Consider the following 25,711-nt stretch of genomic DNA (forward strand, 5'->3'; position numbering starts at 1 on the left):
GACGCGGCCCCGGCGGGTGCCCGCACACGGCACCGGCGCCGCCGTGCGCGGCACGGGGCGCGAGGCACGGGGCACGGGACGAAAAGGGGGGGCGGAGAGGGGAGGCCGTACGGCGGCACGGAAGCCGGGCGACGGGCCCGAGCCGGGCGGGCGGGCGGGGGCTACGCGGCCGGGGCCGGCAGCACCGCCGACACCCGGAACCCGCCCTCGTCCGTCGGCCCGGAGACGAACACGCCGCCGAGCGCCGTCACCCGCTCCCGCATCCCCACCAGGCCGTTGCCGCCGCTCGGCAGCCCGGCGTCGGCCACCGCGCCGTCCGAGGGGCCGTTCTCCACCTGCATCGCCACCTCGTCGCCCCGGTGCGCCAGCCGCACGACCACCCGCGCGCCCGCCGCGTGCTTGTGCACATTGGTCAGCGCCTCCTGCACCACCCGGTACGCGGTCTTCTCCACACCCGGGTCGTACTGCCGCACCTCACCGGTGACCCGCAGCTCCACCACCACGCCCGCCTGCCGGGACTGTTCGACCAGTTCCTCGAGCTGGTCCAGGCACGCCCCCTCCTCGGCCGCCGCCCGGGCCGCCGCGGCCGCCCGGACGTCCGCCGCCGACGGCGCGGTCCCGCCCCCGGACGCGGGCAGGGAGCCGGGCGCCACCGGCGCGGCGGCCGGCCTGCGCCCCGCCGCCCCGTCGTCGCCCGCACGCAAGACCCCCAGCATCTCCCGCAGTTCGGTCAGTGCCTGCCGCCCCATGTCCCCCACCAGCGCGGCATTGCGCGCCGCCTTGTGCGGATCCTTCAGCGCCACCGCCTGCAACGCCGCAGCGTGCACCACCATCAGGCTCACACGGTGCGCCACCACGTCGTGCATCTCCCGCGCGATCCGGGTCCGCTCCTCCGTGCGCGCCATCTGCGCCTGCTGCTCCGCCCGGTCCGCCAGCAGCGAGAGCTCCTGCTCCAGGCTGTCCGCCCGCTCCCGCAGGCTCTCCATCAGCCGCCGCCGCGCCCCTATGTACAACCCGAAGAACACGGGCGGCGCGTTCATCCCCAGCGACATGGACACCGCCAACAGCGGTACGTACCAGGGGCCGGGCGCCGGATCGAAGTCGGCCGACGCGATGTCCTGCCGCACCCGTACGAAGGTGATGATCAGGGTCGCGACCAGCGACATCCCCGCCAGCGCCGCGACGATCCGCCGGGGCACCTCGGACGCGGCCAGCGTGTAGAGCCCGACGACGGCCATCAGGTAGCCCATCTCGGCGGGTGTGACCGCGATCGACACCAGCACCACGGCGATCGGCCACCGCCGCCGCAGCACCAGCGCCGCCCCGGCCACCAGCCCGAACAGCACCCCCACCGGCACCGGCAACGCCGCGTTCTCCGCGAACCCGACGCCCTCGGCCGCGCACTCCAGCGCCGAGAGGACCGCCAGCACCACGTCCAGCACGGCTCCGCGCCGCCGCTCCCACCACCACCAGCCACGGGCGACCGTGCCCGCGGCGTCCTGGTGCGCCCCCGTTGTGGTCATGTCTTCCAGCCTACGGGCGCCCGCGACCCATTTTCCGGGGCTCCCTGACCACACGGTATGACTCTCCGCAACCGGAACACCCGGCCAACTCCGCGCCGGAACGGAGGATGCTCGCCGACCTGTCAGCGAAGTTCGGCGACGACGATTCGTACCGTCGCACCGAGGGGTGTCGGTACGGCATAGTAGGGGCTGCTCTCGTAACCGGCCGAGAAAATCGGTCATACAGGGCGATCTATCCCGGGTCGTCTAATGGCAGGACAAATGGTTTTGGTCCATTGAATGAGGGTTCGATTCCTTCCCCGGGAGCCCCGGTTCGGGTCCTGACCTCACAGGTCGGGACCCGCCCTCATTTCCTCGGCGAAACCCCCCGGTATCCTGCGGATGTCCATCACCCGAAGCCGAAGGGCATTCCCGTGAGCGCCAAACGCCCGGCAGCCGTCGTCGTCCTCGCAGCGGGTGAGGGCACCCGCATGAAGTCGAAGACCCCCAAGGTCCTGCACGAGATCTGCGGGCGGTCCCTCGTCGGACACGTCGTCTCCGCAGCACGCGAGCTGGACCCCGCGCACCTCTGTGTCGTCGTCGGGCATGCCCGTGAGCAGGTCACCGCGCACCTCGACGAGCACTACGCCGGTACCCGCACCGCCGTGCAGCACGAGCAGAACGGCACCGGGCACGCGGTGCGCATGGCGCTGGAGGAGCTGGGGGCGCAGGCCCTCGACGGCACCGTCGTCGTGGTCTGCGGCGACACTCCCCTGCTGTCCGGCGGGACGCTGGACGCGCTGGCGGCGACGCACGCCGCGGACGGCAACGCCGTCACCGTGCTGACCGCCGAGGTACCCGACTCGACCGGGTACGGGCGCATCGTGCGGGACGCCGGGACGGGGGCCGTCACGGCGATCGTGGAGCACAAGGACGCCACCGAGGAGCAGCGGGCCGTCCGGGAGATCAACTCCGGGGTGTTCGCGTTCGACGGGCGGCTGCTGGCCGACGCGCTGGGCAAGGTGCGCACGGACAACAGCCAGGGTGAGGAGTACCTCACGGACGTGCTGGGGATCCTGCGCGAGGCCGGGCACCGGGTGGGCGCGTCGGTGGCCGCCGACCACCGGGAGATCCTGGGCATCAACAACCGGGTGCAGCTTGCCGAGGCGCGCGCGCTGCTGAACCGGCGGCTGCTGGAGCGGGCGATGACGGCCGGCGTGACGGTCGTGGACCCGGCGTCGGTCCTGGTGGACGTGACGGTGACGTTCGAGCGGGACGCGGTGGTCCTGCCGGGGACGCAGCTCCTGGGGGCCACGCACATCGCGGAGGACGCCGTGGTGGGCCCGAACACGCGGCTGAAGGACACCTCGGTCGGCCGGGGCGCCCGGGTGGACAACACCGTGGCGGACGGCGCGGAGGTCGGCGAGGAGGCCTCGGTGGGCCCGTACGCGTACTTGCGCCCGGGTACCCGGCTGGGTGTGAAGGCGAAGGCCGGTACGTATGTGGAGATGAAGAACGCCACGATCGGCGAGGGCACCAAGGTGCCCCACCTGTCCTACGTGGGGGACGCGACGATCGGCGAGTACACCAACATCGGTGCGGCGAGCGTGTTCGTGAACTACGACGGCGAGGCCAAGCACCACACGACGATCGGGTCGCACTGCAAGACCGGCTCGGACAACATGTTTGTGGCTCCTGTCACGGTCGGGGACGGCGCGTACACCGCCGCCGGCTCCGTGATCACCAAGGACGTGCCGCCCGGTTCGCTGGCCGTGGCCCGTGGCCAGCAGCGGAATATCGAGGGCTGGGTGGCTCGCAAGCGGCCGGGCAGCGCCGCCGCGCAGGCGGCGCAGGCGGCGTCGGAGCGGGTGGCCGACGAAGGCTGACCGGAAACAGGTGCGTCGAACTCGGCGTACCGTGATACGTGCACACAAATTCGGCTGGTTCGCGCGGAAGTGGTTCGCGGCCAGGGAACACGTCTGAGGAGACAGTGCTGTGACCGGGATCAAGACGACCGGCGAGAAGAAGCTGATGCTCTTCTCCGGCCGCGCCCACCCCGAGCTGGCCGAGGAGGTCGCACATCAGCTGGGTGTCGGTCTCGTGCCCACCAAGGCCTTCGACTTCGCCAACGGCGAGATCTACGTCCGCTTCCAGGAGTCGGCGCGCGGCGCGGACTGCTTCCTGATGCAGAGCCACACGGCTCCCATCAACAAGTGGATCATGGAGCAGCTGATCATGATCGACGCTCTGAAGCGGGCTTCCGCGCGGAGCATCACCGTGATCATCCCGTCCTACGGTTACGCCCGTCAGGACAAGAAGCACCGCGGCCGTGAGCCGATCTCGGCCCGGCTCCTGGCGGACCTCCTGAAGTGCGCCGGCGCCGACCGGATCCTCACGGTGGACCTGCACACGGACCAGATCCAGGGCTTCTTCGACGGTCCGGTGGACCACCTGTCGGCGCTGCCGGTGCTGGCGGACTACGTGGGCGCCAAGGTCGACCGCAACAAGCTGACCGTGGTCTCGCCGGACGCCGGCCGGGTCCGGGTGGCCGACCGCTGGTGCGACCGGCTGGACGCGCCGCTGGCGATCGTGCACAAGCGCCGCGACAAGGACGTCGCCAACCAGGTGACGGTGCACGAGGTCGTCGGTGAGGTCAAGGGCCGGGTGTGTGTCCTGGTGGACGACATGATCGACACCGGTGGCACGATCTGCGCCGCGGCCGAGGCGCTGTTCGCCAACGGCGCGGAGGACGTCATCGTGACGGCGACGCACGGCATCCTGTCGGGTCCGGCGGCGGACCGCCTGAAGAACTCGAAGGTGAGCGAGTTCGTCCTGACGAACACGCTGCCGACGCCGGGCGAGCTGGAGCTGGACAAGATCACGGTGCTGTCGATGGCGCCGACGATCGCGCGCGCGGTGCGCGAGGTCTTCGAGGACGGTTCGGTGACCAGCCTCTTCGAGGAGCAGGGCTGAGCACGCCACTGGATCAACGGCCGAGGGCCGCCCCCGCTGTCGCGGGGGCGGCCCTCGGCCGTTGATCGGATTGGGCCGTTCCGGGGGTGCCGAGTAGACTGGCGCAGTTGCTCGGCGAGGGAGGCCGCACGTCAGGTGCGGCGGTCCGTTATCGACGCGCTCTTCGTAGCAGGCCAAGTCCAGTCGTGGCCGGGTGACCGTCCCAAGCTCCACCGGAGCGGGGGGCACCCCCCAGATTCGATTCACGTCTCTACTACGAGGAGTGCACATGTCCGAGGTGAAGCTCACCGCCGAGACCCGTACCGAGTTCGGCAAGGGCGCCGCGCGCCGCGTCCGCCGCGAGAACAAGGTCCCGGGTGTCGTCTACGGTCACGGCATCGACCCCCTGCACGTGACCCTGCCGGGCCACGAGCTGCTGCTGGCGCTGCGCACGTCCAACGTGCTGATCTCCCTGGAGCTCGAGGGCAAGACCCAGCTGGCGATCCCGAAGGCCGTGCAGCGTGACCCGCTGAAGGGCTTCCTGGAGCACGTCGACCTGCTCGTCGTGAACCGTGGCGAGAAGGTCAACGTCGAGATCCCGGTCAACGCCGAGGGCGAGCTGGCCCCGGGCGCCAACCTGCTGGAGCACGTGCTCAACGCGCTGCCGGTCGAGGCCGAGGCCACCCACATCCCCGAGTCCCTGACGGTCTCCATCGCGGGCCTGACCGCCGGTGACTCCGTCCTGGCGAAGGACATCTCCCTGCCGGAGGGTGTCTCCCTGGCCGTCGACGGTGACACCGTCGTCCTGCAGATCCTGTCGGCGCAGGCCGAGGAGCCGGCCGCCGGTGAGGGCGAGGGCACCGAGGGCGCCGAGGCCTGAGCCTCGGGTACCGCTCGACGGGGTGGCGGGCTGCGGCCCGCCACCCCGTTTTTCCTGTTCCGTGCGTGGCAGCGAGGAGACTGAACCGTATGACGACGGACGCCAGCGCCCCCTGGCTGATCGTGGGCCTGGGCAACCCGGGACCGGAGTACGCGGGCAACCGGCACAACGCCGGTTTCATGGTGGCCGACCTCCTCGCGGAGCGGATGGGAGCCACGTTCAAGCGCGCCCAGAAGGCGCAGGCGCAGGTGGTGGAGGGGCGGATCGGGCCGGCCGGGCCGGGCAGCCGTCGGGTGGTCCTGGTCAAGCCGATGTCGTACATGAACCTGTCGGGCGGGCCGGTCACGGCGCTGCGGGACTTCTACAAGGTGCCGACGGCGCACATCGTGGCGGTCCACGACGAGCTGGACATCGACTACGGCACGCTGCGGCTGAAGCTGGGCGGCGGGGACAACGGGCACAACGGGCTGAAGTCGATGACGAAGGCGATGGGCCCGGACTACCACCGGGTGCGGTTCGGGATCGGGCGTCCGCCGGGCCGGATGCAGGTCGCCGACTTCGTCCTGAAGGACTTCTCGTCGGCCGAGCGCAAGGAACTGGACTACCTGGTGGACCGGGCGGCGGACGCGGTGGAGTGCCTGGTGGCCGAGGGTCTTGAGCGGGCGCAGAGCGCGTACAACTCCTGACGCCGGGCAGGCGGCGATTGACCGGGAGCCGTCACATGGCTGAGGATCGCGCCCCATGAGCAAGAAGCGGACTTCCGCCCTCCCGTACGCCCGTGTCGCCGCCATGGGCCTGGTGGCCCTGCTGCTGGTCGTGGCGGGCGTCTGGGCGTCGTGGGGCACGGCGCAGCACGTCCTGCTGTCCCAGGGCCGCGAGCACGGCACCCTGACGGTCACCGGTTGCGCCACGGACGTGTGCACCGGCCGCTACGAGCCGGACGGCCCGGCCGGTCCCCGTACGGACATGACGATCGCGCACTCGGTGGCGGTCCAGAAGGGCGGGGTGTACCCGGTCGTGGTGAAGCCGGACACCAGGGAGCTGGTCCGGACGGGCTGGGCGGGCGGCCTGCACGCGTGGCTGCCGCTGGGCGGCGCGCTGCTGCTGGCGGCACTGGTGATCGGCGGCGGGATGCGGCTGACGCGGCCGGCGTGGGTGTCGGCGGCGGCCGGGGGCACGCTGCTGGTGGGGGCGTTCCTCGCTCTCTGAGGCCGGCTGCCGGGCGAGGGCGGGGCGGGCGCCGCGCCCGCCGGCCAGGGGGCGGACGCCGCGCCCGGCCGGGCGTCCGGTGGAGCGGAATAGGTCATTCACCCAATTGTTATCCGGGAGCATTGGGGCAACTGGTCGCTGTCGGTACGAACGTGACGCAATGTGGCTTGACGGGCCGTCGGGGCCGACAGGATGCTGAGCCGCCGCCCCCCACGGCCCCTCTTACTCACGTTGGACTGCCCATGCGCATGCGCCTTCTCACTTCCACCAGCGCGCTGGTGGCCGCCGCGGCCTGCTCGCTGCTGCTCGCCCCCGCCGCCCACGCCACCAAAGGCGACAACGGCACCGTAAAGATCCACGACGCCACCACCGGGGAAGAGCTCCGGAAGAACGAGCCGAAGGTGTGCGAGTTCTACCTCGTCGCCTTCAACTTCGACGCCGGGCAGAAGGTCAGCTGGCACATCGAGGCCTGGGCCAAGAACGACGTCGCCAAGGGCGAGACGGTCGAGTCCGGTTCGCTCTCCCTCAACGGCGAGGGCCACGGCCGTACCGAGGACATGACGCTGCCCAACGGGCAGTACAAGCTGTTCTGGAACTGGGAGGGCGAGAAGGGCAAGGCCAAGCACAAGGTCTTCAAGACCGACTGCGAGGACAAGCCGAAGCCCACCGAGCCCGGCAAGCCCACCGAGCCGGGCAAGCCGACCGAGCCCGGCAAGCCCACCGAGCCGGGCAAGCCCACGGAGCCGGGCAAGCCGACCGAGCCCGGTACGCCCACGGAGCCGGGTAAGCCCACCGAGCCGGGCGGGCAGCCCTCGGCCACGCCGAGCGGCCCGGGCGTGCCCGGTGAGCAGCCGTCCGGCACGCCGTCCGCCTCGGCCCCGGGCGGGGCCGGGGCCCCCTCGGCCGGTCCGTCGCAGGGTCCGGGCACCGGTGACCTCGCCGAGACCGGTTCGAGCACCCCGGTCGGCGTCCTGGCCGGCGCCGCGGCCGCGCTCCTCGCGGGCGGCGGTCTGCTGGTGGCCCGCCGTCGCAAGGCGCAGGCGCAGCAGGACTGACGCCGGCGCGCTCCACGGCGCGCACAAGTGAGGGGGCGGTGCCCGGTCCGGCCGGGCACCGCCCCCTTCGTCGTGCTCCGTGTCAGCCGGTGTTGCGCAGGCCGGCCGCCACGCCGTTGACCGTGAGCAGCAGTGCCCGGGCCAGCAACGGGTCGGGCTCCTCGCCGCGCTCGGCGGCGGACCGCTGACGGGCCAGCAGGGCGACCTGGAGGTAGGAGATCGGGTCCAGGTAGGCGTCCCGGATGGCGAAGGTCTTCTGGAGCACCGGGTTGGAGTCCAGCAGCTTCTCACCGCCCGTCACGCGCAGCACCTCCGCGACCGTCAGCGCGTGCTCCGCCTCGATGTCGTCGAAGACGTGCCGCAGGTCCTGCGGTACGAGGGTCTCGACGTAGTGGCGGGCGATGCGCAGGTCGGTCTTGGCGAGCGTCATCTCGACGTTGGAGATGAAGTTGCGGAAGAAGTGCCACTGCCCGTACATCTCGTCCAGTACGGCGTCCAGGCCGGCCTCGCGCAGTGCCTTGAGGCCGGAGCCGACCCCGTACCAGCCGGGCACGATCTGCCGCGACTGGGTCCAGCCGAAGACCCAGGGGATGGCCCGCAGCCCGTCCAGGCCCGCGCCGGAGTCGGGGCGGCGGGAGGGCCGGGAGCCCAGGTGGAGTTCGGCGAGCTGGTCGACGGGCGTGGAGGCGAAGAAGTACGCGGGCAGGTCCGGGTCCTCGACCAGCTTGCGGTACGCGCCGTGGGCGGCGTCGGAGACGGTGTCCATGGCCGCGTCCCAGCGGGCGAGGGCCTCGTCGGACTGGCGGGGCGCGGTGTGCAGCGCGGAGGCCTGGAGGGTGGCCGCGACGGTCAGCTCCAGGTTCTCCCGGGCCAGGGACGGGATGAGGTACTTGTCGGAGATGACCTCGCCCTGCTCGGTCACCTTGATCTCGCCCTCCAGGGTGCCCCAGGGCTGGGCGAGGATGGCGTCGTGCGAGGGGCCGCCACCGCGGCCGACGGTGCCGCCGCGGCCGTGGAACAGCCTCAGCCGGACCCCGTAGCGGTGGGCGACGTCCCGCAGCCTCCGCTGGGCGCGGTGGATTTCCCACTGGCTGGTGGTGATGCCGCCGAACTTGGACGAGTCGGAGTAGCCGAGCATGACCTCCTGGACGTCGCCGCGCAGGGAGACCAGGCGCCGGTAGGAGGGGTCGGCGAGCATCTCGTCGAGGATGACGTCGGCGGCGCGCAGCTCGTCGGTGGTCTCCAGCAGCGGAACGATGCCGATCTTCGCCCAGCCGGCGTGCAGGTCGATCAGCCCGGCCTCGCGGGCGAGGACGGCGGCGGCGAAGACGTCGTCGGCGCCCTGGCACATGGAGATGATGTAGGACTCGATGACCTCGGGCCCGAAGCGCTCGAAGGCTTCCTTGATGGTGTGGAAGACACCGAGGGTCTTCTGCCCGGCCGCGTCGAGCGGCGCGGGCGTGGGCGCGAGGGGCCGGCGCGAGCGCAGCTCCTTGGCGAGCAGCTTCTGCCGGTAGTCGCGGGGCATGTCCGCGTAGCGCCAGGACTCCTCGCCGAGCCGGTCGAAGAGCTGGCCGAGGGCGTGGTGGTGGGCGTCGGCGTGCTCGCGCACGTCCATGGTGGCGAGCTGGAGGCCGAACGCGGACAGCGTGCGGATGACGCGGTCCATGCGGCCGTCGGCGAACAGGGCGCCGCGGTGCGCGCGCAGCGAGGTCTGGATCAGGGTGAGGTCGGCGATGAGTTCGGCGGTGCCGAGGTAGTCGCGGCCTTCCTCGTGGGGGGTGCCCTTGGCGAGGCGCTCGCGGGTGTTGACGAGCTTCTGGCGGACGCAGGTGGCCTTGAGCCGGTAGGGCTCCTCGGCGTTGAGCCGCTTGTAGCGAGGGCTGATCTCGGGCAGCAGTTCGAGGTCCCGGTGGAGGGAGTCGAGCAGCTCCTGGGTGACGCCGGCGTAGCGGATGGAGTTCGACAGCAGGCCGCGCAGGTAGTCGATGACCTCGATGGCGTCGGTGATGCCGTGCTCGTGCTGGAGGATCAGGACGTCCCAGGTCACGGCGGGCGTGACATTGGGGTTGCCGTCGCGGTCGCCGCCGATCCAGGTGCCGAAGGTCAGCGGCCGGGTACCGGGGGGCAGCTCGACGCCGACGCGCTCCAGTTCGGCGGCGAGGTCCTCCAGGACGTCGCCGACGGCGTTGGCGTGCAGTTCGTCGAGGTAGTAGATGGCGTTGCGGGCCTCGTCGGCGGGCTCGGGGCGCACCACGCGCAGCTCGTCGGTCTGCCAGACGAGGTCGATGTGCTCGGCGAGCCGCAGGTCGTGGCGGCGCCGGTCGGCGGCGATGACCGGGGTCTCCAGGAGTTCGGCGATGCGCCGCAGCTTGTTCAGGACCGAGCGCCGCGCCGCCTCGGTGGGGTGCGCGGTGAACACGGGACGGACGTTGAGGTTCTTGACCGTCTCGCGTACGTGCTCGGGGTCGCCGTCCTTGAGCATGTCCGCGGTGCGGGCGAGCAGCCCGCCCTCGGCGGCGCGCTTCTCCCGCAGCCGGCGGCCCCGGTGCACCTGCTCGGTGACGTTGGCCAGGTGGAAGTAGGTGGAGAAGGCGCGCACCAGCTTGGCGGCGGTCTCCAGGTCGGTGTCACCCAGCAGCGTGGCCGCGGCCTCGCCGTTCTCGCGGGTGAGGTGGCGGACCTTCTCGACGAGCTCCAGGAGCTCCGGTCCTTCCTGCCGTACGAGCGTCTCGCCCAGCAGGTCGCCCAGTCGGCGGATGTCGGAGCGCAGTTCGGCGCTGGCGGAGGGTGTCTGGTCGGCACTGCTCACAGGTGCGGCTCCTTGCAGTGTTTGAGCACGTCTGGAGGGGTACTGGAGGCTGCGGACCGCGCTGTCCGACAGACCCAGGATAGGCGTCCGCGCACGCGGCGATCCCGTCGGGCCTCTTGCCGGGCGCCCGGCCCCTGCCATACTTACGTTGCCGTAGGTTACGGAACCGTAGGCTCGGCATCCCGTTGTAACCCTCACCCTCAGGGGACGCCCATGACCACCACTTCCGAGGCGCTGAAAACGGCACCCGATCTGCCCCCCGCCACGCTCGGCGGGGACAAGAAGCGTTCGATCGAGCAGATCGCACTGCTGCTGTTCATCACAGTGCCCTTCCTGGCCCTGCTCGCGGCGGTGCCGCTGGCCTGGGGATGGGGCGTGAGCTGGCTCGACCTGGGCCTGCTGGTGGCGATGTACTACATCGGCTGCCACGGCATCACGATCGGCTTCCACCGCTACTTCACGCACGGCGCCTTCAAGGCGAAGCGGCCGCTGCGGATCGCGCTGGCGGTCATGGGGTCACTGGCCGTGGAGGGCCCGCTGGTGCGGTGGGTGGCGGACCACCGCAAGCACCACAAGTTCTCCGACGCGGAGGGCGACCCGCACTCGCCGTGGCGGTTCGGCGAGACCCTGCCGGCACTGCTCAAGGGCCTGTGGTGGGCGCACATCGGCTGGATGTTCGACGAGGAGCGCACCCCGCAGGCCAAGTACGCGCCGGATCTGATCAAGGACCCGGCGATCCGGGCGATCTCGCGCCAGTTCATCGGCTGGACGGTGCTGTCGCTGGCGATCCCGCCGCTGGTGGGCGGTCTGGTGACGATGTCGTGGTGGGGCGCGTTCACCGCGTTCTTCTGGGGCTCGCTGGTACGGGTGTCCCTGCTGCACCACGTGACCTGGTCGATCAACTCGATCTGCCACGCGGTGGGCAAGCGCCCCTTCAAGTCCCGTGACCGTTCCGGCAACGTGTGGTGGCTGGCGGTCCTGTCGTGCGGCGAGTCCTGGCACAACCTGCACCACGCGGACCCGACGTGCGCGCGGCACGGGGTGATGAAGGGGCAGCTCGACTCCAGCGCCCGGCTGATCCGCTGGTTCGAGAAGCTGGGCTGGGCGTACGACGTGCGCTGGCCGACCGCCTCCCGGATCGAAGCCCGGCGCCAGGAACGGTCCGCGAACGCGGCATGATGGGCGATGTGGCGATCGACGGCAGTGGCACCGGCAGTGACAAACCGCGGCGCGGGCGAAGGGTCCGCATGACGGGCGCGGAGCGCCGTCAGCAACTGCTCGACATCGGTCGCACGCTCTTCGCCGAGCGGGGCTTCGAAGGCACGTCGGTGGAGGAGATCGCGGCGAAGGCCGGCGTCTCCAAGCCGGTGGTGTACGAGCACTTCGGTGGCAAGGAGGGGCTGTACGCGGTCGTGGTGGACCGCGAGATGCGCCAGCTCCTGGACATGGTCACCGGCGCCCTGACCGCCGGCCACCCGCGTGAGCTGCTGGAACAGGCGGCATTCGCGCTGCTGGACTACATCGAGACGTACACGGACGGTTTCCGCATCCTGGTCCGGGACTCACCGGTCGCCCAGTCCACGGGTACGTTCGCGTCGTTGATCTCGGACATCGCCACCCAGGTGGAGGACATCCTCGGGCTGGAGTTCAAGGCGCGCGGCTTCGACCCGAAGCTGGCGCCGCTGTACGCCCAGGCGCTGGTCGGCATGGTCGCGCTGACCGGCCAGTGGTGGCTGGACGCCCGCAAGCCCAAGAAGGCGGAGGTGGCGGCGCATCTGGTGAACCTGGCCTGGCACGGGCTGGACGGCCTGGAGCCCAAGCCCCGGCTGATAGGCCACCGCAAGAGCTGACCGCGCCGCCCGCCCGGCGCCCCCGCGTGCGGCCGGGCGGGGCCGGAGCGCACCCGGCACGGCCCGTTCGCCCGCCCGCCGGCACGTGCCCCGGGTCGGCCGGCCCTCGCGAGGAACGCCCGCCGGAGAGCCCGGACCGAGCGCCCCGTGGCCAAAATCCGCCACGGCGAAAACCCGCCATGGCCCGGCCGGCGGCCCCTTCTGGGCGCTCCGCCGGCCGGGCCCGCCACGCTCACTCCACCGGTTCCGGGAGCCCCAGCCGGTTGCCGGCGCGGTCCGCGGAGCGCGGGGCCGCGAGCCGGACGTGGTCGACGGCGCTCAGCACACGGCCTCCTTGCGCGCCACCGCGAAGATCCTCCGGAACGGGAAGACGGTGCCGTGCGGGCCGGGCGGGTACGCCTTGCGCAGCAGGTCGCGGTACTGGGAGAGGAACTCCGCGGTGGCCTCCTCGTCGCCGTCGAGGACGGTGAGGACCGGGCGCAGCGCGGTGCCCTTGACCCATTCCAGGACGGGGTCCTCGCCCTGGAGGAGCTGGGAGTACACGGTCTCCCACACGTCGACCGCGCAGCCCAGGTCGGTGAGGCGGGTCAGGTAGTCGGCACTGTCCAGGATGTGGACGAAGCGGCGGCCGTGGCCCGCGAGGCGGTCTCGCCACCGGGGCGCGTCGCACAGTTCGCCCAGCAGGGCGTGGCTGGGCGCGGTGAAGTTGCCGGGGACCTGGAAGGCGAGGGTGCCGCCGGGGGCCAGGCCGTCCAGCCAGCGGGGGAAGGACTCGGGGTGGTTGGGCACCCACTGGAGCGCGGCGTTGGAGACGATGAGGTCGTAGGTCCCGTCGGGCGTCCAGTGCGCGGCGTCGGCGGGCCGGAAATCCAGCCAGCCGCCACCGGGCGTGGTACCGGCGTGGTATTTCTCGGCCTGCTCCAGCATCTCGCGGGACAGGTCGAAGCCGGTGATGCGGGCGTCGGGCCAGCGGTCGGCGAGGAGGGCGGTGACATTGCCGGGGCCGCACCCGATGTCGGCGATCCGGGCGGGCCTCCCCTCGGCGGTCGCGGGCAGTTCGGGTATGCGGGCGAGCAGGTCGAGGAACGGTCGGGTCCGGTGATCGGCGTGGCGGAGGTACTGCTGTGGATCCCACGTGGGTGCGGAATACATGTTCGAAGCCCCCTTACTGGAACGGGTCACCGAAGCGGAACGGTGCCCCGGCCCCCGTTCTGCCCAATGCTCCAACAGAATATATCTTGACATCAAGAGACTTCATGTCGACAGATCGCCTACACTGATCGACATGGAGGACGAGGTCGACCGTCTGGTCGCTGCATGGCGCCGCGAGCGCCCCGACCTCGATGTGGAACCACTCGAGGTGCTCAGCCGCGTCTCCAGGCTGGCCCGCCACCTCGACCGCGCCCGCAGGCTCGCCTTCGCCGAGCACAACCTGGAGCCCTGGGAGTTCGACGTCCTCACGTCACTGCGCCGGGCCGGCGCGCCCTACCAGCTCTCCCCCGGTCAGCTCCTCACCCAGACGCTGGTCACCTCCGGCACCATGACCAACCGCATCGACCGGCTCGCCAAGAAGGGCCTGGTCGAGCGGCTGCCCGACCCCAGCGACCGGCGCGGCGTCCTGGTGCGCCTCACCCCCGAGGGACGCGACCGCGCCGACCAGGCCCTGGCCGGACTGCTCGCCCAGGAACGGGCCATCCTCGGCGAGCTCTCCCGCACCCAGCGCGGCGAACTCGCCGGACTGCTACGCCAGTTGACCGCCCCGTTCGACAACATCCCCGGCTGAGTCGGCCGGCCCCACCCCGGCCCGCCGGGCCAGCGCCACCGCCGCCAGGGTGGAGTGCACACCCAGCTTGCCCAGCACGTTCTGCATGTGCGTACGCACGGTGTGCGGGGACAGGAACAGCCGCTCGGCGACCGCCTTGCGCCCCAGGCCCGCCACCATGCAGCGCAGCACCTCCCGCTCGCGCGGGGTCAGCGAATCGACCAGCCGCTCGCTGTCGGTGCGGTGCTTGCGCGCGGCCGTCAGCTCCCGCAGCACCCCGGTGAGCAGCGCGGGCGGCAGATGGGTCTCGTCGCGCAGCACACCCCGTATCACCGCCAGCAGCCGCTGGAGCGAGCAGTCCTTGGCGACCCAGCCCGACGCCCCGGCCTGGAGGGCCAGCGCGGCACGGCGCGGGTCGTCCTTCTCGGCCAGTACGACGGTGCGCACCGAGGGCTGGCCCGAGCGGACCCCGGCCACCAGCGAGATGCCGTCCACGACGCCCTCGCCGTGGTCGGGCACCGCGCGGGCCACCGCCGGTCCGGCCGCCGCGCCGAGGTCGGCGTCGACCAGCAGCACGTCGAACCGGCGCCCCTCGCCGGCCGCCCGCTCCAGGCAGCGCAGCGCGGCGGGCCCGCTGCCGGCCGCCGCGACGTCCACATCGGGCTCGGCCGCCAGCGCGGCGGCGAGCGACTCGGCGAAGATGCGGTGGTCGTCCACCACCAGCACCCGGATACGGACCACTGACACCCCCAAGATCGCGGGAAACGGAGCAGCTGCGGTCACGGCGCCCGGAGTTGAGGTGTCCCGTGCTCGTACGGCCGCCGCCGTGCACTGATGGTTACCCCGCCCCGGGCGCCGTACCCGGTGCTCGCGCCCCGATCGGGCCGGTCGCCCACCCGTGCTGGCATCAGGGTACGGGCGGGGGTCCGACGCGGAGGGGGTTTCGTCCAACTGCCCCGATCAGCGGAGCCGGCGCGCGCCCGCCGACGGCACGCCGGGAAAGATCCGCGGGGCGGGGTACCCGGCCGCCGCGAACGCCTCCCGGACCGCCTTGGTCACCACGTCCGCGGCGTCCGCCTCGGTCAGCACGAGCGCCGAGCCGCCGAAGCCGCCGCCGGTCATCCGCGCGCCCAGCGCCCCCGCGCCGAGCGAGGAGGAGACGGCCAGGTCCAGTTCGGGGCAGGAGACCCGCAGGTCGTCGCGGAGCGAGACATGGCCCTCGGTGAGCACCGGGCCGACGCCCCGCGCGTCCCCCGCCTCGAGCAGGTCGATCACCCGCCGCACCCGGTGGTTGTCGGACACCACGTGCCGGACGTACGAGCGGACGGTCCCGTCGGCCAAGCGGGGCAGGGCGGCGGGCAGTTGCGCGTACTCCAGCTCGCGCAGCGTGCGCACGCCGAGCGCCCGCGCGCCGGCCTCGCAGCCGGCGCGCCGCTCGGCGTACGCGCCGTCCCCGAGCGCGTGCTTGACGCGGGTGTCGACCACCAGGAGCCCCAGCCCCCGCGCGGCGAGGTCGAAGGGCACCTGCCGGTGGGTCAGGTCCCGGGTGTCGAGGTACAGGGCGTGGCCCTCGGTGCAGCAGGCGGAGGCCATCTGGTCCATCACCCCGCACGGGACGCCCACGAAGGCGTTCTCGGCCCGCTGGGCGAGGACGGCGAGCTCGGGGCCGGTCAGCCCGAGCCCGTACAGGTCGTTGAGCGCCAGCGCGGTGACGACCTCCAGGGCCGCCGACGAGGAGAGCCCGGCCCCGGTGGGCACCGTCGAGGCCAGGTGGACGTCCGCGCCGGTCACCGGGTGCCCGGCCTCGCGCAGCGCCCGCACGACACCGGCGGGGTAGGCGGCCCAGCCGGTGCCGGTGAGCGGCGCCGGGTCGTCCACGGCAAGCTGGACCACGCCCTGGCGCACATCGGCCGAGTGGAGCCGCAACACCCCGTCCCCGCGGCGCGACACGGCGGCCACCGCGGTGTGCGGGAGCGCCAGCGGCAGTACGAAACCGTCGTTGACGTCGGTGTACTCGCCGATCAGGTTGACCCGGCCCGGGGCCGCCCACACGCCCTCGGGGGCCGACCCGTACAGCTCCGCGAAACCGTCCGCGACCCTCACGCCCCGGCCTTCCGCCGCCGGGCGAACTCCCACGCGTCGGCCACGATGTCCCGGAGGTCGGGCCGGGAGGGCTTCCAGCCGAGCCGGTCACGCGCGGTGGCGGCCGAGGCGACCAGGACCGCCGGGTCGCCGGGGCGGCGCGGCGCGGTCACCTCGGGCACGGGCCGGCCGGTGACCTCGCGGACGGTCGCCACGACCTCGCGCACCGAGAAGCCGCTGCCGTTGCCCAGGTTGCAGATCAGGTGCTCACCCGGGGCGACCGCGCCGGCGGCCATCGCCTCCATGGCGAGCAGGTGGGCCTCGGCGAGGTCGGCGACATGGATGTAGTCGCGGACGCAGGTGCCGTCCGGGGTCGGGTAGTCGTCGCCGTACACCGAGACCGACTCCCGGTCGCCGAGCGCCACTCCGAGCACCAGCGGGATCAGGTGGGACTCCGGGTCGTGGCGCTCGCCGTACCCCTCGTGGGCGCCCGCCACGTTGAAGTACCGCAGCGACACGGCGGCCAGGCCGTGCGCGGCGGCCGCGCCGCCGATCATGTGGTCGACGGCGAGTTTGGTGGCGCCGTACGGGCTGGTGGGGGCGGTCGGGTCGGCCTCGGTGACGGGGGTGGAGACCGGTTCGCCGTAGGTGGCGGCGGTGGAGGAGAAGACCAGCCGGCGCACGCCCGCCGCGCGCATCGCGGCCAGCAGTGCCATCGATCCGCCGACGTTGTTGTCCCAGTACTTCTCCGGGCGGGCGACCGACTCGCCGACCTGCGAGAAGGCGGCGAAGTGCAGCACGCCGTCGTACGAGGGGTCGAGGAAGCGGGCGGCGTCCTGCACCCGGCCCTCGGCGAACGCGGCGCCCGCCGGGACAGCTTCGCGGAAGCCGGTCGACAGGTCGTCCAGGACGGTCACCTCGTGCCCGGCCCTGAGCAGGTGCGCGGTGACCACGCTGCCCACGTAGCCGGCTCCGCCCGTCACCAGGTACTTCGTCATGCGCTCGCTACCTCCCGCAGTCGCCGGGCCGCCGCCTCCGGCGGCACGTCGTTGATGAACACGCTCATGCCGGACTCCGATCCCGCGAGGTACTTCAACTTGCCGGACGTGCGCCGGACGGTGAAGAGCTCCAGGTGGAGGGCGAAGTCCTCACGCCGCCGGTCGCGCAGCGGCGCCTGGTGCCAGGCGGCGATGTACGGCGTCGGTGTTCCAGCATCGCCGAAGATCCGGTCGAAACGCCTGAGGAGCTCCAGGTAGATCCGGGGAAACTCCGTGCGAGCCGCCTCGTCCAGGGCCCGCAGGTCGGGGACCCGCCGGGTCGGGTACAGGTGGACCTCGTACGGCCAGTGCGCGGCGTACGGCACGAACGCGGTCCAGTGCTCCCCCGCCAGGACGACCCGGTCGCCCTCGGCGCGCTCGCGCCGGACGAGGTCGTCGAAGAGGTTGCGGCCGGTGGCGGCGCGGTGTTCGGCGACGGAGTGCCGCATCCGCTCCGTACGGGGGGTGACGAACGGATAGGCGTAGATCTGGCCGTGCGGGTGGGCGAGGGTGACGCCGATCTCGGTGCCCCGGTTCTCGAAGCAGAACACCTGTTCCACCTGCGGGAGTTCGGCCAGTTCGGCGGTGCGGTCCGTCCACACGTCCAGCACCAGGGCGGCGCGCTCCTCGCTGAGATCGGCGAACGAGGCGTCGTGGTCGGAGGTGAAGCACACCACCTCGCAGCGCCCGGCGTCACCGGCGAGGGAGGGGAAGCGGTTCTCGAAGACGACCACGTCGTAGTCGCTGTCGGGGATCTCGCCCCGGTGGCCGTCGCGCGACGGGCACAGCGGGCACGCGTCGACGGGCGGGTGGTAGGTCCGGCCCTGGCGGTGCGAGGCGACGGCGACCGAGTCGCCGAGGAGCGGGTCGCGGCGGATCTCGGAGGTGGTGGTGACCGGCGCGAGCGGGCGGTGGTCCACGGCGTCGCGGACGACGTCGTCCCGCGCGTCGTAATAGACCAGCTCACGGCCGTCGGCCAGGCGGGTCGACGTCTTCTTCACTCCGGTGACTCCTCCGCCACGACAACTCAACATAATCTAACATCACCAATCATCATCCACCATGGCACACCGCAGGAACTCCCCACCCGGGGCGCTCTCCGGACCTTCCGCCGCACTCGATCGCGATCGAACAAAAGAAACCAACAGAAGCGGTCAGATCGACGGCGTGGGGGCGCACCTTCCGGCCCGATCCGTTCGCGCCACGGAGCGAGACACCTGTGCGCTCTCCGGGCGACGGGCTCCGGCTCCCCACCAACGGGCTCGACCACACGATCCTGGCGATCTACTCCGCCGTGGTCCTGGGCATCGGCTTCGCCGCCCGGGCCAGCGTGCGCACCGGGCTGGGCTTCTTCCTCTCCGGCCGCCCCCTGCCCGCCCGGGTCACCGGCCCGGCCTTCGCCGCCGCCGCCCTGGGCGCCACCGAGATCCGGGGCATGGCCGCGACCGGCGCGCAGTACGGCGTCGCCGTCGTCCACTGGTACTGGATCGGCGCCATCCCGGCCATGGTCTTCCTGGGCCTGGTGATGACGAGGGCTTTTCGGGCCTGGTCGCGGGCACGGTGGCCGCGATGGTCAACTACTCCGTCGTCCACAAGCAGGGCCTCGTCGCCATCCCGACCGACCAGGGCGCCAACTTCGTGTCTTCACGGTCCACGGGATCATCGACACCGTCGCCGGGCCCACCGCGTCCCACGCCGACCTGGAGAAGGCCGTCGGCGTCGACATCAACCTCTGGACCGGACCGGGGACGCCGGCGCTGGGGCTGTTCTTCCGGTGTGGCTGTGGCCGCGCCCGCTCGCCCCGCCGGTACCGCCCGCCGAGTGAACCGCCCGCCCGGGCCCGGGCCTCACCCGGCGCCGGGGCCCCTCGGCAGGGCCACCACGGCGGCCCGGTCGAGCAGACCGGTACGGGCCGCCAGCGCCGCCGCCTCCAGCCGCGAGCCCACCCCCAGCTTCATCAGCACCCGCTGCACATGGGTGCGCGCGGTGCTCGGCGCGATCCCCATCCCGGCCGCGATCAGCCGGGTGTCCTCGCCCTCCGCGACCCGGACCAGCACCTCGACCTCCCGGGGGGTGAGCATCCGCAGCAGCCGCTGCCCCTCGTCGTCCGGCTGGACGGCCGGGTTGAGCAGCTCGGTGAAGGCGCCCTGGAGGAGCTGCGGGGCCACCGCCGCCTCGCCCGCCCGCGCCTTGACCAGGGCACGCTCGACCCCCTCGATCCGCTCGTCGTGGCGTACGTAGCCGGACGCGCCGGCCGCGAAGGCGGCGGCGATCCCGCGCGGGCTGGGCACCGGCCCCAGCACCACCACGGCCACCTGCGGGCGCTCCCGTTTGATGCGCACGACCGGCTCGAACGCGCCCGGTTCGGCCGGTGCCGCCGTCCCCAGCAGGCACACCTCCGGCGCCCGGCTCACCACCAGCTCGGCCGCGCCCGCGATCGGTGCCGCCGCGGCGAGCACCCGGTGCCCGCGCAGCTTCAGAGCCGAGGCGAGCGCCTCTGCGAGCAGTCGGTGGTCGTCGACCACCATGAGCCGCACGCCCATCGAGCAACCCCCTCCCCCAGCACTGTTGACCCGGCAAGCTACACGCTTGTTCGACATCGCGCGCCCTCTACGCGGCAGGAGCCCCCCACAATGTCGAATTCTTCGCCAATCAGGGCTACTTGCGCCGCGTCATGCTGACGGCCCGGCGCGCCGGTGATCGGCGTGCCGGGCCGACTCGCTTGCCCAGGGCGTCAGTTGGTGGTGTACGACACCGCCAGGTACCTCTTCTCGTCGGGGACCACACTGCTCGGTCTGGACAGCATGGACTGGGAGATGAACAGCCGGCCGCCGGCGTACCGCATCTCCGCGTAGTCCTTGGTGAAGGCGCGCTCCGCGTCCCGGACGGACTTGTCACCCGGGTTCTCCAGCAGGACGGTCTGCTTGAAGGTGGCGCCGTCGATGCTGACGATCTGGCCGCCCTTGTCGTAGGGCGGGGTCTTGTACGCGATGATGTCGCCGCCGTCCATGCGCAGCGGCCACATCGAGTACCGCTCGCCCGCGTCGGCCCGGTCGCTGGTGGGCTTCCCGGTGGTGAGGTCGAAGGAGACGATCTCGTTGGTGTTGCCGTACTCCGCTGCCCCCTCGTGCTCGTCGGTGGGCAGGTAGACCCGGCCGTTGCCGACGACCACCCGGCGGCAGCCCTCCACCTCGGTGGTGGGGCACCGGCCGTCGAACCGGCCGCTGTCCACCGCGATCTTCACCTTCAGCTTGCCGGTCTTCTCGTCGACGGAGAACAGGTCGGAGATGCCCGAGCCGTCGGTCGCGGTGTCACCGACGTTGGCCGCGACGACCAGCGGCTTGGTGGAGACGACGGCCGCGTAGTTCACACCGGTGGGCATCTTGAACGACGAGACCGGCGTCCCGGTGGCCGGGTCGAGGTTCTGGATCGTCACCCACTGGCTGCCGTACGGGCCGCACTTGCGCGCAGCGACCAGGTTCTCGCCGCCGCCGTAGCCCATGTCGTAGCAGGACTCGCTGTCGACCACGGGCTTCCAGCGCTCCTTGCCGGTGGCCAGGTCCCAGGCCGCGCCGCCGTCCGAGCCGCCGGCCGCGACGGTGCCGCCGCCCACGGTGACCTCGCTGAACCGGACCTTGCGGTCGCCGGCCTTGCCGCCGGTGGTCGACTTGGTCCACAGCAGCTTGCCGGCGGCCAGGTCGAGTGCGGCGACCTCGGTGCACACCTCGAAGTTCTTCGGCGGCACCCGCTTGGCCGCCTCGAAGGCGAACGCGGTCTTGTTGTCCTTGACGTGCCGCGAGGCGGCGCAGACCTGGCCCGGGAGCGGGATGGTCCAGAGCTGGGTGCCCCTGGCGATGTCGTAGCCGACGATCGAGTTGACGCCGGGCTTGACGAAGACCTTGTCGGTGATCCAGGAGCCGTTGACGTCGGTGGTGTCGGTGATCTTGGGCTGGGGTAGCTGGAAGGCCACCTTCGCCCGCGGGTTGTCGGGCGCCTCCTCCTCGCCGGCACCGTCGGGCGCCGGGGCGCCACCGCCCTGGCCGCCCCCGGTCGCGCCGGCGGACGCCTTGGGGTCGTCGGCGGGGTCGTCACCGCTGCCGGCGGCGTACCAGACACCGGCCGCGATGATCAGCACCACGGCGACGGCCGCGGCGATGATGATCTGCGCCTGGGTGGACAGCCTCCGGCCGCCGCCCTGCGGCGGCACCGGCTGCCGTACGGGGGCGGTGGGGTATCCGTACCCGTGCCCGTACCCGGGCTGCTGCTGGCCCGGTGCCTGGGGGTAGCCGTGCGGCGTCTGCGGGTAGCCGTAGCCGGGGGGTTGCGGCGGTGTCTGCGGGTGGCCGTACCCGGGGTTCTGCGGCGGCGGGGTGGGCGCGCCGAAGCCGGGCGGAGGATCCTGCGGGGCGCCGAAGCCGCCGCCCTGCGGGGGCGGGCCGGGCGGCTGGTTCGGCGGTGGGCCGGGCGGCTGGTTCGGCGGTGGTGGTGGCTGCGTCATCGTGTGCGTACCTCTGGGAGGGGGACGGAAGTCGGGACGGGAGGCGCCGGGAGGGGCGGGCCGGGTCACTCGGCGAAGGCCGTCGGGCCCGGCTCCTCCCGCTCCTCGGCGGCGCTCCCGGCGTCAGCGCGGTGCGGTGCCCGTCACTTGCCGAAGGCCATCATGGTCTTGAGCCGCTTCTCCTCGGCGTCGTTGCTCGCGCTGACCCGGCCGGCGGCGATGAAGAAGCGGCCACCGTCGTAGGCGTACTGCGGCTGGAAGAAGGAGCGCTCGATCTGGGCCGTGGACGCCGGGTGCTGGAGGAGCACCTTCGGGCTGCCGCCGCTCGGGGCGACCGTGCCCACGGCGCCGCCCTTGTCGTACGCGCCCTCCAGGTAGACCAGGACCTCGCCGCCCTCCATGCGCAGCGGGGTCATGGTGCGCTCCGGGCCCGCGGCGGCGCGCCACTTGGGCTTGCCGGTGCCGAGGTCGAACGCGACGACCTCGTTGGTGCCCCTGGTGAGCTGGGTGGGCGCTGTCGCCATGTAGAAGGTGTTCGGGTCGGCGGCCACCCCGACGCAGCCCTGGAGGTTCTGGCCGAAGACGATGAAGGAACCGCCGCACCTGGGCTGGAACTTGTCCGTGCCGCCGGCGATCTGCGAGCGGAGCTTGCCGGCGTCGGTGAGCGCGACGACGCTCCACTTCTTCGGCTCCCGCTGGGTGAGGGAGACCACCAGCGGGCTGACCGAGTACACCTTGTCGACCTCCCAGCCGGCGGGCAGCCGGTAGGTCCACTTCGGCGTACCGGTGGCCGGGTCGACCTCGCTGAGCTGGTGCTGGCTCTTGTCGGAGTCGCCGGTGGGGCAGCTCGCGGCGGCGATCAGCTTGGGGCCGCCCGCGAAGGCGAACGGCTGGCAGCGGCCGGACGGCTTGCCGAAGAGCTGCTTGCCGTCGGTGAGCGAGAAGCCGTAGGAGTTGTTGGTCCCGGCGGCGGTCACGGTGTTGCCGCTGATGGCCAGCGTGATGTCGGAGAGGGCGCTGAAGCCCCTGCCCTTGGGCACGGGAGCCTTCCAGCCCGCCTTGCCGGTCCTCAGGTCGACCTGCTGGAGGACGGTGCAGTCGGCCCGTTCGCCGGTGCCGTCCTTGACGCCGATGACGATCGTGCCGCTCGTGGCGGGGGCGACCGGAGCGGCGCACAGGTCGGTCGTGAAGGGTATCTCCCACTTCTTCTTGCCGTCGGTCACCGAGTAGCCGGCCAGGCTCCGGTACATGCCCTTGACGACGGTGTCACCGACGACCCAGGGGCCGTAGACGCTGGCGCCGTTGCGCGGCAGGTCGACGTCGTTGGTGACCAGCCAGTCGACCTTGGCCTCGCCGGGCTTGCGGTCGGCGTTGAGGTCGTCCTCGGCCGCCCTGCCGTCGCCGCTGCCGTCGCCCTCGTCGACCTCGACCGACCCGGTGGGCGCGGGTGCGGCACTGGAGCCCTTGACCTCGGGCTCGCCACCGGAGTCACCGCTCAGCGCGAACCAGGTGCCGCCGCCTATGACGAGCAGCGCGGCGACGGCGGCACCGATGACGACGCCGGGCTTGCCCTTGAAGGGGTTGCCGCCACCCCCGCCGGGAGGAGGCGTGGGGGCGCCGGGGTACTGCGGCTGGCCCGGGTAACCGCCGTAGGGACCCGGCTGCGGCGGGCCGTAGGGGCCGGGCTGCTGGCCGTAGGGGCCCGGCTGGGGCTGGCCGTAGGGGCCGGGCTGCTGCCCGTAGGGGTTCGGCTGCTGGCCGTGGGGACCGGGCTGCGGCGGGCCGTAGGGGCCCGACTGCTGCGCCGGTGCCTGCGGGTAGCCGTAACCCGGCTGGGCCGGGGGCGTCTGCGGCGGGGCGGACGGCGGCACCGGAGGGGTCTGCGGCGGGGCCGGGGGCGTGCCGGGCGGCTGCTGGGGCTCCTGCGGGAACCCGTATCCCCCCTGAGACGGCTGGTGGCTGGGCGGCTGAGTCATCAGCGCTTCCCCCTTCGTGCGGTCCGCTGACCGACCGGCCTCCCCCGCGATTCCGGCGTGAACGCACCGCCGGAAAGGAGCGAATCGGACATGGATTCCGCAGTGGTACGTGACTCGAGCGGGCCTTCTTTGTATCACCCGGGGTGGTCGCCAAAGGGGCCGGTCCGCCCCCTGTTCCCAAGGGAGGACCGGCCCGTGATGCCCTCGTTATCGGCTCCGCGCGCGTTCCCCACGCGCCGGTCCGGCTAGGCGTCTTCGGCGAGTTCCAGCCAGCGCAGCTCCAACTCCTCGCGCTGACCCGACAGTTCGCGGAGCTCCCCGTCCAGTTTGGCCACCTTTTCGAAGTCTGTTGCGTTATCAGCGATTTGGGTGTGCAGAGAGCTCTCCTTGTCGGAGAGCTTGTCGAGCTGTCGCTCGATCCGCTGCAGCTCCTTCTTGGCCGCCCGCGCGTCGCCGGCCGACCTGTCCTTGGCGGGCGCGGAGGCCACCACCGGGGCGGGCGAGGCCGCCTCGATCATGCGCTGCCGCCGCTCCAGGTACTCGTCGATGCCGCGCGGCAGCATCCGCAGCGTGGCGTCGCCCAGCAGGGCGAACGTCTTGTCGGTGGTGCGCTCGACGAAGAACCGGTCGTGGGAGATCACCACCATCGAGCCGGGCCAGCCGTCGAGGAGGTCCTCGAGCTGGGTCAGCGTCTCGATGTCCAGGTCGTTGGTGGGCTCGTCGAGGAACAGGACGTTCGGCTCGTCCATCAGCAGCCGCAGCAGCTGGAGCCGGCGCCGCTCACCGCCGGACAGGTCACCGACCGGCGTCCACTGCTTCTCCTTGGTGAAGCCGAACTGCTCGCAGAGCTGCCCGGCCGTCATCTCCCGGCCCTTGCCGAGGTCGACGCGCTCGCGCACCTGCTGGACCGCCTCCAGCACCCGCAGCCCCGGCGCCAGCTCCGCCACGTCCTGCGAGAGGTAGGCCAGGCGCACGGTCCGGCCGACGGTGACCCGCCCGCCCGCCGGCTGGGTCTCGCCCTGCGTGGTGGCCGCGTCGGCGAGCGCCCGCAGCAGCGAGGTCTTGCCCGCGCCGTTCACCCCGACCAGACCGATCCGGTCACCCGGACCGATGTGCCAGGTCAGGTGCTTGAGCAGCACCTTGGGCCCGGCGGTCACGGTCACGTCCTCCAGGTCGAAGACGGTCCTGCCGAGCCGGGCGTTGGCGAACTTCATCAGCTCGCTGGTGTCGCGCGGCGGCGGCACGTCCGCGATCAGCTCGTTGGCCGCCTCGATGCGGTAGCGCGGCTTGGACGTCCGGGCGGGGGCGCCGCGCCGCAGCCAGGCCAGCTCCTTGCGCATCAGGTTCTGCCGCTTCGTCTCCTCCGTCGCGGCGATGCGCTCGCGCTCGGCGCGCGCGAAGACGTAGTCGGAGTACCCGCCCTCGTACTCGTGGACCGTGCCGCGCTGCACGTCCCACATCCGGGTGCAGACCTGGTCCAAGAACCAGCGGTCGTGGGTGACGCACACGAGCGCCGAGCGGCGCTCCTGGAGGTGCTTGGCGAGCCAGGCGATGCCCTCCACGTCCAGGTGGTTGGTGGGCTCGTCGAGCACGATCAGGTCCTGCTCGGCGATGAGGAGCTTGGCCAGCGCGATACGGCGCCGCTCACCACCGGACAGCGGCCCGATGACGGTGTCCAGCCCCTGCGGGAAGCCCGGCATGTCCAGACCGCCGAACAGCCCGGTCAGGACGTCGCGGATCTTGGCGCTGCCCGCCCACTCGTGGTCGGCGAGGTCGCCGATGACCTCGTGCCGGACGGTGGCGGCCGGGTCGAGCGAGTCGTGCTGGGTGAGCACCCCCAGCCGCAAACCGCCGCTGTGCGTGACGCGGCCGGTGTCGGCCTCCTCCAGCTTGGCGAGCATCCGGATGAGGGTGGTCTTGCCGTCGCCGTTGCGCCCGACGACGCCGATCCGGTCCCCCTCGGAGACGCCGAGGGACACACCGTCGAGCAGCGCGCGGGTGCCGTACACCTTGCTGACTGCCTCGACATTGACCAGATTGGCGGCCATTTCACTCCTGCTACTGGGGGAAGGGTCGACATCCCAGGGTAGTCGCCA

General features: G+C 72.2%; 20 protein-coding genes, 1 tRNA gene and 2 pseudogenes. 12 read left to right on the top strand and 11 right to left on the bottom strand.

Annotation, left to right across the window (positions count from 1 at the left end; genetic code table 11):
- Nucleotides 1–161: 161 nt before the first annotated feature.
- Nucleotides 162–1,523: a histidine kinase gene (locus AB0H53_RS12330; RefSeq protein ID WP_362110444.1), complete on the bottom strand. Its 1,362-nt coding sequence runs from the start codon at nt 1,521–1,523 to the stop codon at nt 162–164.
- Between the two features lie 235 nt (nt 1,524–1,758).
- On the opposite strand from AB0H53_RS12330, the gene AB0H53_RS12335 reads away from it, so the two are divergent.
- The 7 genes from AB0H53_RS12335 to AB0H53_RS12365 all read left to right on the top strand — a co-directional run bounded on the left by AB0H53_RS12335 (nt 1,759) and on the right by AB0H53_RS12365 (nt 7,598).
- Nucleotides 1,759–1,829, top strand: a tRNA-Gln gene (locus AB0H53_RS12335).
- 107 nt (nt 1,830–1,936) lie between these two features.
- Complete coding sequence (gene glmU, locus AB0H53_RS12340; RefSeq protein ID WP_362110447.1) at nt 1,937–3,388, top strand: bifunctional UDP-N-acetylglucosamine diphosphorylase/glucosamine-1-phosphate N-acetyltransferase GlmU; 1,452 nt, start codon at nt 1,937–1,939, stop codon at nt 3,386–3,388.
- A gap of 109 nt (nt 3,389–3,497) precedes the next feature.
- Nucleotides 3,498–4,475 carry a ribose-phosphate diphosphokinase gene (locus AB0H53_RS12345; protein ID WP_362110450.1) on the top strand — a complete coding sequence of 326 codons (978 nt, stop codon included), beginning with the start codon at nt 3,498–3,500 and terminating at the stop codon, nt 4,473–4,475.
- A 268-nt stretch (nt 4,476–4,743) separates the two neighbouring features.
- Nucleotides 4,744–5,334 carry a 50S ribosomal protein L25/general stress protein Ctc gene (locus tag AB0H53_RS12350; RefSeq protein ID WP_362110452.1) on the top strand — a complete coding sequence of 197 codons (591 nt, stop codon included), beginning with the start codon at nt 4,744–4,746 and terminating at the stop codon, nt 5,332–5,334.
- A gap of 89 nt (nt 5,335–5,423) precedes the next feature.
- On the top strand, nt 5,424–6,020 hold the full coding sequence (pth, locus tag AB0H53_RS12355) for an aminoacyl-tRNA hydrolase (protein WP_362110455.1): 597 nt from the start codon (nt 5,424–5,426) through the stop codon (nt 6,018–6,020).
- A 55-nt stretch (nt 6,021–6,075) separates the two neighbouring features.
- Complete coding sequence (locus tag AB0H53_RS12360; RefSeq protein WP_362110458.1) at nt 6,076–6,543, top strand: hypothetical protein; 468 nt, start codon at nt 6,076–6,078, stop codon at nt 6,541–6,543.
- 248 nt (nt 6,544–6,791) lie between these two features.
- Nucleotides 6,792–7,598, top strand: a complete 807-nt coding sequence (locus AB0H53_RS12365) for an LAETG motif-containing sortase-dependent surface protein (protein ID WP_362110461.1) — start codon at nt 6,792–6,794, stop codon at nt 7,596–7,598.
- Between the two features lie 82 nt (nt 7,599–7,680).
- Here AB0H53_RS12365 and ppc read toward each other — a convergent pair whose 3' ends face one another.
- Nucleotides 7,681–10,410, bottom strand: a complete 2,730-nt coding sequence (gene ppc, locus AB0H53_RS12370) for a phosphoenolpyruvate carboxylase (RefSeq protein ID WP_362110464.1) — start codon at nt 10,408–10,410, stop codon at nt 7,681–7,683.
- 213 nt (nt 10,411–10,623) lie between these two features.
- Between ppc and AB0H53_RS12375 the strand changes: the two genes are divergently transcribed.
- Complete coding sequence (locus AB0H53_RS12375) at nt 10,624–11,589, top strand: fatty acid desaturase (protein WP_362110467.1); 966 nt, start codon at nt 10,624–10,626, stop codon at nt 11,587–11,589.
- Nucleotides 11,589–12,260 (top strand): TetR/AcrR family transcriptional regulator, encoded by a 672-nt coding sequence (locus AB0H53_RS12380; protein ID WP_362110661.1) that lies wholly within the window; start codon nt 11,589–11,591, stop codon nt 12,258–12,260. Before AB0H53_RS12375 ends, AB0H53_RS12380 begins: the two co-directional genes overlap by 1 nt.
- Nucleotides 12,261–12,578: 318 nt before the next feature.
- Here AB0H53_RS12380 and AB0H53_RS12385 read toward each other — a convergent pair whose 3' ends face one another.
- Nucleotides 12,579–13,412, bottom strand: a complete 834-nt coding sequence (locus AB0H53_RS12385; RefSeq protein ID WP_362110470.1) for a trans-aconitate 2-methyltransferase — start codon at nt 13,410–13,412, stop codon at nt 12,579–12,581.
- A 133-nt stretch (nt 13,413–13,545) separates the two neighbouring features.
- Here AB0H53_RS12385 and tamR point away from each other — a divergent pair, with 133 nt between their 5' ends.
- Nucleotides 13,546–14,043 (top strand): MarR family transcriptional regulator TamR, encoded by a 498-nt coding sequence (gene tamR / locus AB0H53_RS12390; protein WP_362110473.1) that lies wholly within the window; start codon nt 13,546–13,548, stop codon nt 14,041–14,043.
- Here the strand turns inward: tamR and AB0H53_RS12395 are convergent.
- The 4 genes from AB0H53_RS12395 to galT all read right to left on the bottom strand — a co-directional run bounded on the left by AB0H53_RS12395 (nt 14,002) and on the right by galT (nt 18,142).
- The gene (locus AB0H53_RS12395) at nt 14,002–14,763 is read right to left on the bottom strand and encodes a response regulator transcription factor (RefSeq protein WP_362110664.1); all 762 of its coding nucleotides are present in this window, start codon (nt 14,761–14,763) and stop codon (nt 14,002–14,004) included. The two genes, tamR and AB0H53_RS12395, sit on opposite strands and share 42 nt — an antisense overlap.
- Before the next feature lie 219 nt (nt 14,764–14,982).
- Nucleotides 14,983–16,125 (bottom strand): galactokinase, encoded by a 1,143-nt coding sequence (gene galK / locus AB0H53_RS12400; protein WP_362110475.1) that lies wholly within the window; start codon nt 16,123–16,125, stop codon nt 14,983–14,985.
- Complete coding sequence (gene galE / locus AB0H53_RS12405; protein ID WP_362110478.1) at nt 16,122–17,102, bottom strand: UDP-glucose 4-epimerase GalE; 981 nt, start codon at nt 17,100–17,102, stop codon at nt 16,122–16,124. The genes galK and galE overlap by 4 nt, the downstream gene beginning before the upstream one ends.
- Entirely contained in the window at nt 17,099–18,142 is a 1,044-nt protein-coding gene (gene galT, locus AB0H53_RS12410) for a galactose-1-phosphate uridylyltransferase (RefSeq protein ID WP_362110481.1), read from the bottom strand. The genes galE and galT overlap by 4 nt, the downstream gene beginning before the upstream one ends.
- 218 nt (nt 18,143–18,360) lie before the next feature.
- Here galT and AB0H53_RS12415 point away from each other — a divergent pair.
- Both AB0H53_RS12415 and AB0H53_RS12420 read left to right on the top strand, forming a co-directional pair.
- Nucleotides 18,361–18,669, top strand: a pseudogene (locus AB0H53_RS12415) (Na+/galactose cotransporter); the annotation flags it as partial.
- Nucleotides 18,670–18,781: 112 nt separating this feature from the next.
- Nucleotides 18,782–18,966: pseudogene (locus tag AB0H53_RS12420) on the top strand (hypothetical protein); the annotation flags it as partial.
- Between the two features lie 22 nt (nt 18,967–18,988).
- On the opposite strand, the gene AB0H53_RS12425 reads toward AB0H53_RS12420, so the two are convergent.
- From AB0H53_RS12425 to AB0H53_RS12440, 4 genes are all read right to left on the bottom strand, one after another.
- Nucleotides 18,989–19,684, bottom strand: coding sequence for a LuxR C-terminal-related transcriptional regulator (locus tag AB0H53_RS12425; protein ID WP_362110484.1), 696 nt, complete (start codon nt 19,682–19,684; stop codon nt 18,989–18,991).
- A 191-nt stretch (nt 19,685–19,875) separates the two neighbouring features.
- A complete protein-coding gene (locus AB0H53_RS12430) occupies nt 19,876–21,639 on the bottom strand; it encodes a PQQ-binding-like beta-propeller repeat protein (RefSeq protein ID WP_362110487.1) in 1,764 nt (587 codons plus the stop codon).
- A gap of 143 nt (nt 21,640–21,782) precedes the next feature.
- Nucleotides 21,783–23,615 (bottom strand): PQQ-binding-like beta-propeller repeat protein, encoded by a 1,833-nt coding sequence (locus AB0H53_RS12435; protein WP_362110490.1) that lies wholly within the window; start codon nt 23,613–23,615, stop codon nt 21,783–21,785.
- A gap of 245 nt (nt 23,616–23,860) precedes the next feature.
- Complete coding sequence (locus AB0H53_RS12440; RefSeq protein ID WP_362110497.1) at nt 23,861–25,663, bottom strand: ABC-F family ATP-binding cassette domain-containing protein; 1,803 nt, start codon at nt 25,661–25,663, stop codon at nt 23,861–23,863.
- Between the last annotated feature and the right edge of the window lie 48 nt (nt 25,664–25,711).

The sequence above is a fragment of the Streptomyces sp. NPDC050856 genome (genome assembly GCF_040653855.1).
Classification (GTDB): Bacteria; Actinomycetota; Actinomycetes; order Streptomycetales; family Streptomycetaceae; genus Streptomyces.

Excerpts from the sequence above, each read along its gene's own strand:
- AB0H53_RS12330 (WP_362110444.1), bottom strand. The coding sequence starts at position 1,523 with ATGACCACAACGGGGGCGCACCAGGACGCCGCGGGCACGGTCGCCCGT.
- AB0H53_RS12350 (WP_362110452.1), top strand. The coding sequence starts at position 4,744 with ATGTCCGAGGTGAAGCTCACCGCCGAGACCCGTACCGAGTTCGGCAAG.
- pth (WP_362110455.1), top strand. The coding sequence starts at position 5,424 with ATGACGACGGACGCCAGCGCCCCCTGGCTGATCGTGGGCCTGGGCAAC.
- AB0H53_RS12360 (WP_362110458.1), top strand. The coding sequence starts at position 6,076 with ATGAGCAAGAAGCGGACTTCCGCCCTCCCGTACGCCCGTGTCGCCGCC.
- AB0H53_RS12365 (WP_362110461.1), top strand. The coding sequence starts at position 6,792 with ATGCGCCTTCTCACTTCCACCAGCGCGCTGGTGGCCGCCGCGGCCTGC.
- AB0H53_RS12375 (WP_362110467.1), top strand. The coding sequence starts at position 10,624 with ATGACCACCACTTCCGAGGCGCTGAAAACGGCACCCGATCTGCCCCCC.
- AB0H53_RS12380 (WP_362110661.1), top strand. The coding sequence starts at position 11,589 with ATGGGCGATGTGGCGATCGACGGCAGTGGCACCGGCAGTGACAAACCG.
- AB0H53_RS12385 (WP_362110470.1), bottom strand. The coding sequence starts at position 13,412 with ATGTATTCCGCACCCACGTGGGATCCACAGCAGTACCTCCGCCACGCC.
- tamR (WP_362110473.1), top strand. The coding sequence starts at position 13,546 with ATGGAGGACGAGGTCGACCGTCTGGTCGCTGCATGGCGCCGCGAGCGC.
- galE (WP_362110478.1), bottom strand. The coding sequence starts at position 17,102 with ATGACGAAGTACCTGGTGACGGGCGGAGCCGGCTACGTGGGCAGCGTG.
- AB0H53_RS12425 (WP_362110484.1), bottom strand. The coding sequence starts at position 19,684 with ATGGGCGTGCGGCTCATGGTGGTCGACGACCACCGACTGCTCGCAGAG.
- AB0H53_RS12430 (WP_362110487.1), bottom strand. The coding sequence starts at position 21,639 with ATGACGCAGCCACCACCACCGCCGAACCAGCCGCCCGGCCCACCGCCG.
- AB0H53_RS12435 (WP_362110490.1), bottom strand. The coding sequence starts at position 23,615 with ATGACTCAGCCGCCCAGCCACCAGCCGTCTCAGGGGGGATACGGGTTC.
- AB0H53_RS12440 (WP_362110497.1), bottom strand. The coding sequence starts at position 25,663 with ATGGCCGCCAATCTGGTCAATGTCGAGGCAGTCAGCAAGGTGTACGGC.